The sequence below is a fragment of the Pseudogracilibacillus sp. SO30301A genome (assembly GCF_037072025.1).
GTDB lineage: Bacteria > Bacillota > Bacilli > Bacillales > Amphibacillaceae > Pseudogracilibacillus.
This window is the reverse complement of sequence record NZ_JAXHDD010000054.1, coordinates 21,412-27,411: the sequence shown is the minus strand read 5'-3', so window position 1 is coordinate 27,411 and position 6,000 is coordinate 21,412. Positions and strand designations below refer to the sequence as shown.

The following is a 6,000-nucleotide window of genomic DNA, read 5'->3' as shown; positions in this document are numbered from 1 at the left end:
GTTATTTAGAGTGTGTGGTTCTATGAATAATTCGGGAAAAAGAATACTTGGGAAAAAAGATTGTCGGCAACAAAGAAGTACTTAAGCGTTAATTATAAAATTGATTTGAAAAAAGAACTTGATACAATGAAGGACATTTCACATATCTGGTGTTTATATTATATAACGATGAAGAAAATAAAGATTTAATAAAATTAGGTGGTAAACAAAAAGTTGATAGGGATGATCTTATGGAATTGGTTCGCAATTTACCAATTAGGGAGAAAGCAATTTGTTTAGTAAATTTAATTACTGCAAATAGACCAAGTGAAATGGTAGCACTTAAAATAAAAGATTTTGAATTAGAAAACAATTCAGTTAGTATATATATGAAGAAACAGAAATCATGGCACGAAAAAAGATTGACTCAAGAATCCACAAAAGCGGTAAAAGATTATATTAATAGGTATAAATTAAAGGAGGATGATTATTTTGTTGGAAGAGTTTATAAAAATGGAAGATATGAGAGTGTAAAAAGTTTCAGAAGAAGCATTTAGAAAACTTTTAAACAGAACTATTGGACTAACTGCATATAACCTCCGAAAAACACAGGTTTCAACAATGCATGAAAAAGGAGCAGATCTTGAATCGATTGCAAAGCAAACAGGTCACCAATCATTCAAGACATTGTCGGATCATTATTTGAATGTATCCGATAAAACAATTGATAAGTTTTTGTGAACTATTGGTATTTGGTAATAACTAGAATCCCGAAGCAATTACTTAAATAATATAGGTAGGAGTTAATGCTATGGTGGATGAACAGAAAGAAAGACATTATTTAAACGTACCATTTAATGAAAAGGAATTAGTTAAAAGTTATGGAGCAAGGTGGAATCCCGTTCGGAAACAATGGTATACAGTTGATTATCTTTTAGATTGTCCAGACTTTGCAAGATGGCTAAAATATGATACTGATTATTCATTATTCGCAAATTGTGTTTATTTGGCTGAATCATATCGTCAATGTTGGAAGTGCAAAAGTCCAACGAAAGTATATGCTGCTTTATTTAATGAATATGAATACTTATCAGATTCAAGTGATTATATAGAATTGGGTGGAAAAGAAGTGTTTGTCAACGGTTGGATCTATGAAAAAGAGCCCTTTTTTATAAATCTAAGATATTTACATCACGAGGTAGTTTATAAATTAGGTTTGTTCAATGATAATATTATTAACAAGTTTATTAGCGTTGCAAAAAGAATTGAGGGTCAACAGTATTGTGAACACTGTCTTGCAAAACAAGGGAATTATTATTTATTTGATGAAGTAGATTCTCCTTTTACCTTTATAAATCCGGAAATATTAAAAAATGTTAATTTACACAAAGTACATATTATTACTAAAGCTGACGGCTATCCATCATATTCATATACAAACTATATTAACAAAGAAAAATTTATGAAAGATTCGGTTATTAGCAATTTTTATTGATAAGTAATAATGACCGATAGAACCTATTTTGAAGAGGGGATTATCGATTTTTTTATAAATAATAAAGACGCAAAACGTTAAGCAACTTAACAGTTGGAGAATTATATGTCATTGTAAGGTATTAGATCATTTCCCGATGTTAGAAGAACATTTAAAGAATGGAAAAAATGTAGCAATGCTTGATAAAAAGCGTTTCACGGAGTATTTGAACGAGAATGGTATTCCATTTAGTGAAGCAAAGATAAGTACATATATTAGAAGGGAAAAAAATCCACAACCCGATTTGATGATTGGAGGGAAAAGATACTGGAAAAAAGAATCGTGTAAAAAATATATATTAGAGAAATTAGAAAAAAGAGTATGATCTATTCTATATGGGGGTTGCAAATGGAAAAAGTAATAGGAATAGTAATCATTGTTGTAGTTATTATATTTTTATGTGTAATCTTTTGGGAGTACTTGGCAGGTTGTTTGATTGTGATAGCTATTCCGCTATTGATTGGTTTAGGAATATATTTAATGAATATAGGTGAAGAGAAAAAAGATATACAATCTCATTTGCCTGGCAGTTATTTAATAGAGGAAGATAAAGAGATTATTGGTAAGATTACATTTTCAAGTGATGACAATAGATTTACGATAATCCAAGAAGAGGACTCTGAAGACAAAGAGATAATTGGTAAATACAAGGTAAAAGTAAAACAAGGTCGAACAGAAATGTCCTTGATAGCAGATAAGGATACCAATACATCTTGGTTTAAAACAGGAAGCGGTGAAGAAATATTTCGGGTTCTCAAAAAGAAAAACATGGTTAAAATTTATAATATGGAAAGTATTAAATATCCTCCCATAAAAATATATGGTGGACAATTTTCGGATGAACCTGACTGGTATTTTAATAAAGTTGAATAATTGTTTTTGAAAGTAGTTGTTATAATAAAAGATAATTAAAAAGAGGGAATATATATGAAATATATATTCATAACTATACTACATAATTTAGAACTAGACAATATAAAAAATAAGGGAACTAAAATATTTCCGGGTGCTAGAATTTCAAACGGATCACAAATATTATCGCAAATAATGAAAACAAGTTTGATGCGTGATACATTGGGTCTTCACTCAATAGATGAATTCGATAATAATGTTTATTTTTATATTGATGGGAATTTTACTAATATACAATCAAAAGAACAAATGGATGAAACTGGAACTGAAAATACCTTTTCTTTTTTAAGACAAGCACAAATATTTTGCACGAAAACTATGGGAGATAAAGGATAATAATGTGTATGTAAGAGATGGCTTTTTGATTGTGTATCAAAACCAATTTGAAGATGGATTTACCTATAAAGCATCGTTGTCAGAGATTTTCACTTATGCTACTGGTGAACAGAAACAGTCAATATTTACTGACTCAGAAATATCTAAAGCAATTAAGGATTTTCAACCACCTACAATGAAAGACCTTGCTGAAGATAGTTTTGGTGGTAAGCTGCCAAATTCAAATCATTTATTTAATGACTATGGTTCTAATAGATTTGTAAGAGTATCTTACTTTTTAGGGATTGCTAGAACAAACTATATTTTGCCAATGAAAATCCTATCATATTGTACAGCCTTAGAATGTCTGTTACAGTTGGTAAGTCAGAGGTTAATCATAAAATTGCGGAACGTGTGGCTATTATGCTAGGTACCTCTAAGGAGTCAAAAAAGGATTTATTTCGATTAATAAAAGGTGCTTATAACTATCGATCGTCATTAGTGCACGGGCAATATCTTAAAGGAACAGAAGATGCTTTAGTTGATATATCAAGGAAATTGGATGATGTACTAAGGCAACTCATTGTGGGTAAACACGAGATTTTCTATAAAAACGATCAAGAAATTGAAAACTCTTTTTTGGATTTACTTTTTAGGGACAACATAGTAGATTAAAATACACAACATAGAAAAAAGAGTAATAAACAAAAATATTCTAATATAAAATTGATATAATACCAAATGCAGTGGAAAAATGAAGTAATAGAATTAGCTTTATATTGATACCATTTTTATAATCATTATATATTTACCAAAGTACTCAACAATAAGTCGCGATTGTAGATTATCATAAGCCTAATTCTTCGCTAAAAACACTAAGAGATTAGGCTTTTTATCTTTCAAAATCCTTTTAAATCAGCACTCTTTTACGTTATGCATTGGTAAACGTGTTGGCGACAAGTGGTAAATACCGTGACATCACTGGTAAAAAATGGCTGATATGCTACACTTTTATGGCAATAGTGGCTCTTTTTATGCATTTATTGACTCAATTTATACGCAATACTCTAATCCATTCATTTTTACAAAATAAGATTGAAAACAATATGAAACTACGTTATACTTTAGTTAAGTTTGAAATATCATTTCAGTAAATGAAATGTAAGCGATTGCAAATTTTGTCGAACGATGACGTTTTAAGAAAAAGGAGACACGTCCATGACATTAAAAAAGCAGAGAATGACTGCTGCACAAGCAATTGTTGAAATATTTAAGAAAGAAGGTATTAAGCATGTATTTTGTGTGCCTGGGGAAAGTTACTTACCAGTCTTAGATGCACTTTACGACGAATCTAGTATTCATGTAATTTCTACTCGCCATGAGGGTGGAGCTGCTTTTATGGCAGAAGGATATGCTAAGTCAACTCTAAAACCAGGAATCGTTCTTGCAACCCGCGGAGTTGGAGCAGCTAATTTGTCAATCGGAGTACATACAGCTTATCAAGATTCTACGCCGATGATTGTATTGCTAGGTCAAGTCCATAGTAAATTTCGGGGGAGAGAAGGTTTTCAAGAAGTAGATTTAGATCAGTTTTTCAGTCCAATAGCAAAATGGGCAGTGGAAGTAAGGGATCCAGAACGAATGCCTGAAATTATGGAGAGAGCAATACGAGTTTCACAATCTGGTAGACCTGGTCCTGTTGTTATCTCACTTCCAGAAGATATCTTACCGGTAAAAAAAGAAATGACGTTTAGGGGGAGTTTCATAAAACCAAAACCTGCACCATCGAAACAGGAAGTAGTCAATATTGAAATGATTTTGAATCAGGCAAAACGTCCGCTCTTAATCGTCGGTGGAGGGGTGAAAAGCTCAAAGGCAGAAACGGCAATAATAACTTTTGCTGAGAAATACCAATTTCCGGTTCTGGTTGCTTTCCGTAGACATGATGCCTTTCCACATAATCATCCCTTATTCGTTGGTCATTTGGGGCTTGGAAAAAGTGAATATATTGATGAAATGATAGGGGAAGCAGATACAATTATAGCGCTTGGTACGAGGTTGTCAGAAGTGACGACAAAAGATTACACACTGTTGAAAGATCATCATACGTTGATTCATGTGGATATTAATGATGAAACGTTAGGGAAAGTGTACAGTCCAGACATCGGGATTGTAGCGGATCTCTCTCAAGCATTGCATGCGTTCTCGTCGTTAAATATTACTCCAATTTGGCAGGAGTGGGTGTTTCAAAAAAGAGCTGCTTATGAAAAGGCTAGCAAATTAAAACGAACGAAAACGGATGTCATCAATAAACAGGTGATTGCAACCCTACAGGAAATATTGCCGGAAAATGCGTTGTTAACAAATGACGCTGGAAACTTCGTTAGCTGGTTGCATGATTTTTTCAAGTTTATAAAGCCACAAACGTATGTCGGGCCAACGTCAGGGGCGATGGGCTATGGGTTACCGGCGGCAATTGGAGCAAAACTCGCTTTTCCAGATAAAACGGTTGTCACATTAGCGGGAGATGGTGGATTTATGATGACAGCAAATGAACTGGAAACGGCAGTTCGTTATCATATTCCGGTAATTGCGCTCGTATTTAATAATAATATGTATGGTACGATTCGGATGCATCAAGAAATGCATTATCCGGAAAAAGTCATTGCTACTGACTTAGGTGCTGTTTCGTTTAAAAATCTAGCGGAAAGTGTTGGAGCAAAAGGATATTCAGTAAAGACAATTGATGAATTTAATGTTGCTTTTAAAGAGGCACTTGCTGGAGATTGTGTTTCTGTTATTGAAATTATTACGGAGAAAGAGCAAATTTCTGTAGATACAACGATTGAAGAAATTAGAGAGAAAGCAAAAAACTAGGCTTAATTCTGAAGAAAAATGTTTTTACACAAAATCCATAAACTTCGACGTTAAATCATAGAACATGGGCATATAGAGGCTAATCGTTACCCTTCTAGCTAGAATCCAAGGAGAACAGGCAGAATTAAGTGTAAATCGTTACTCTTCTAGCGAGAGTCCAGGGAGAACAGGCACAATTAAGTGCTAATCGTTACCCTTCTAGCGAGAATACAATAAGTAGGGTCATTTAAAGGAAATCGTTATCTTCCGCTTTGAAGGTAGGACGTCGTGCTCGCAGAAAGCGAAGTGTATTTCCGTAGCTATTGGACAATTACTATCCGGAGTTATGACGCAGTATCCTTCAACTATGATGTATGTAATCAAAAGAATTACTATAGAATTAA

At 33.0% G+C, this 6,000-nt stretch carries 7 protein-coding genes; all 7 read left to right on the top strand.

The window, feature by feature from the left end; translation table 11 throughout:
- The first annotated feature begins 149 nt into the window (after nucleotides 1-149).
- The 7 genes from SPD89_RS18365 to SPD89_RS18335 all read left to right on the top strand — a co-directional run bounded on the left by SPD89_RS18365 (nucleotide 150) and on the right by SPD89_RS18335 (nucleotide 5,617).
- Complete coding sequence (locus SPD89_RS18365; RefSeq protein ID WP_336263404.1) at nucleotides 150-536, top strand: tyrosine-type recombinase/integrase; 387 nt, start codon at nucleotides 150-152, stop codon at nucleotides 534-536.
- A gap of 254 nt (nucleotides 537-790) precedes the next feature.
- Nucleotides 791-1,474, top strand: a complete 684-nt coding sequence (locus tag SPD89_RS18360; protein WP_336263403.1) for a DUF5710 domain-containing protein — start codon at nucleotides 791-793, stop codon at nucleotides 1,472-1,474.
- 136 nt (nucleotides 1,475-1,610) lie between these two features.
- Complete coding sequence (locus SPD89_RS18355) at nucleotides 1,611-1,838, top strand: hypothetical protein (protein ID WP_336263402.1); 228 nt, start codon at nucleotides 1,611-1,613, stop codon at nucleotides 1,836-1,838.
- A 23-nt stretch (nucleotides 1,839-1,861) separates the two neighbouring features.
- A complete protein-coding gene (locus SPD89_RS18350; protein ID WP_336263401.1) occupies nucleotides 1,862-2,386 on the top strand; it encodes a hypothetical protein in 525 nt (174 codons plus the stop codon).
- A 54-nt stretch (nucleotides 2,387-2,440) separates the two neighbouring features.
- Nucleotides 2,441-2,761, top strand: a complete 321-nt coding sequence (locus SPD89_RS18345; protein WP_336263400.1) for a hypothetical protein — start codon at nucleotides 2,441-2,443, stop codon at nucleotides 2,759-2,761.
- A 4-nt stretch (nucleotides 2,762-2,765) separates the two neighbouring features.
- Complete coding sequence (locus SPD89_RS18340; RefSeq protein ID WP_336263399.1) at nucleotides 2,766-3,170, top strand: hypothetical protein; 405 nt, start codon at nucleotides 2,766-2,768, stop codon at nucleotides 3,168-3,170.
- A gap of 788 nt (nucleotides 3,171-3,958) precedes the next feature.
- Nucleotides 3,959-5,617 carry a thiamine pyrophosphate-dependent enzyme gene (locus SPD89_RS18335; protein ID WP_336263398.1) on the top strand — a complete coding sequence of 553 codons (1,659 nt, stop codon included), beginning with the start codon at nucleotides 3,959-3,961 and terminating at the stop codon, nucleotides 5,615-5,617.
- Nucleotides 5,618-6,000 lie beyond the last annotated feature (383 nt).

Bases quoted from the DNA above. Each gene is read 5' to 3' on its own strand.
- SPD89_RS18360 (WP_336263403.1), top strand. From the start codon at position 791: ATGGTGGATGAACAGAAAGAAAGACATTATTTAAACGTACCATTTAAT.
- SPD89_RS18355 (WP_336263402.1), top strand. From the start codon at position 1,611: ATGTTAGAAGAACATTTAAAGAATGGAAAAAATGTAGCAATGCTTGAT.
- SPD89_RS18350 (WP_336263401.1), top strand. From the start codon at position 1,862: ATGGAAAAAGTAATAGGAATAGTAATCATTGTTGTAGTTATTATATTT.
- SPD89_RS18345 (WP_336263400.1), top strand. From the start codon at position 2,441: ATGAAATATATATTCATAACTATACTACATAATTTAGAACTAGACAAT.
- SPD89_RS18335 (WP_336263398.1), top strand. From the start codon at position 3,959: ATGACATTAAAAAAGCAGAGAATGACTGCTGCACAAGCAATTGTTGAA.